General features: G+C 75.6%; 1 protein-coding gene. It reads right to left on the reverse strand.

What is annotated here, in order from left to right:
* Positions 1–17 precede the first annotated feature (17 nt).
* Entirely contained in the window at positions 18–1,259 is a 1,242-nt protein-coding gene (locus tag ACWGL3_RS32220) for an alanine racemase (RefSeq protein WP_267946088.1), read from the reverse strand.
* Positions 1,260–1,305: the final 46 nt, after the last annotated feature.

A 1,305-nucleotide genomic window follows, 5' to 3' on the forward strand; every position in this document is an offset into this window, starting at 1 on the left:
CGGAGGCCGGGTGCCGGTCAGAAGTAGGTGGCGACCGCGTCCACGACGGTGTCGGCGTCGTCCACCACCGGGATGACGTGCCAGCGGTCGAACGCGGTGCACGGGTGCGAGATGCCGAACGAGAGCAGGTCCCCGGGACGGACGCCCAGTTCCGGCGGGACCCGCAGGTAGGCGTGGTGGTCGTTGAGGTCGGTGATCTCGACGCCCTCCGCCGCCTCCGCTCCCCCGTCCGCGCGGCGCAGCAGGCGCGGGACGGGGAACCCCTGGTCGTAGTTGGCCTCCCGGCGCCCCAGTGCGGCGATCGCCAGCCCCCTCTCCGGCGTCGAGGTCACCTGGGCCCACAGCTCCAGGGCGCCCGCGAGGGCCCCGGGCCCCTCGGGGAGGCGGTTGTAGGGGGTCGTCCTCCTGTACAGGCCGTCGTCGTGGGCGACGTAGGCCCCGCTGCGGAGGACGGGGATGTACTCGGTCCGGCCGCCCATCTCCTCCGCGACCAGGTCGAACCACGCGCTGCCGCCCACCGAGACGATCGGCTGGCCCACCCCGAGCGCGTCCGTGAGGGCGGCGGCGTCGCCGGAGAGGTCCCGGAGGAACCCCCGGACCGCGTCCGCGTCGCCCAGCGGCCCCTCGTAGCCGGCGACGCCCGCCAGGGCCAGCCCCGGCGCCTCCTCGACCGCGCGCGCGACGGCGAGGACCTCCTCGCGGGTGCGGCAGCCGGTCCGGCCGCCCGGCACCCCGCGCTCCACCAGGATCCGGAGGGGGCGCCCGCCCTCCCGGCCGGCGACGGAGCGGGCGGCTGCCGCGACCCCCTCGGCCGAGTCGGCGTAGAACAGGAACTCGAAGCCGGGATCGGCCGCGGCCTCGTCCGCCGCCCAGCGCAGGACCTTCCCGTCGAACAGCTGGTTGGCGAGCAGGATGCGGCGGACCCCGAACCGCCTGAGGTCCAGGACCTGGTTGGCGGTGGCGGCGGTGACGCCCCACGCGCCCGCGTCCAGCTGGCGCTGGATGAGGGCGGGTGCCATGGAGGTCTTGCCGTGCGGTGCGAACAGCAGCCCGCCCTCGCGGGTGAAGTCGGCGAGCGCGGTGATGTTGCGCTCCAGCGCGGAGGCCCTCAGGACCATCAGCGGCCAGGTGAAGGGACCCGTGAACAGGTTGTCGCGGCGGGCCGCGAACTCCTCCAGGGTGAGGGGCCCGCCCGGCCACCACAGCCCCTTGGTCCGCCAGTCGACGTGTTCCTGGGGGATGGTCAGCCGGTCGCTCACGTCGCCTCCTGCGCCAGTGCCGCGCGCCGGGGGCGACCCGTCGGGT

Source organism: Nocardiopsis sp. NPDC055824, assembly GCF_053616335.1.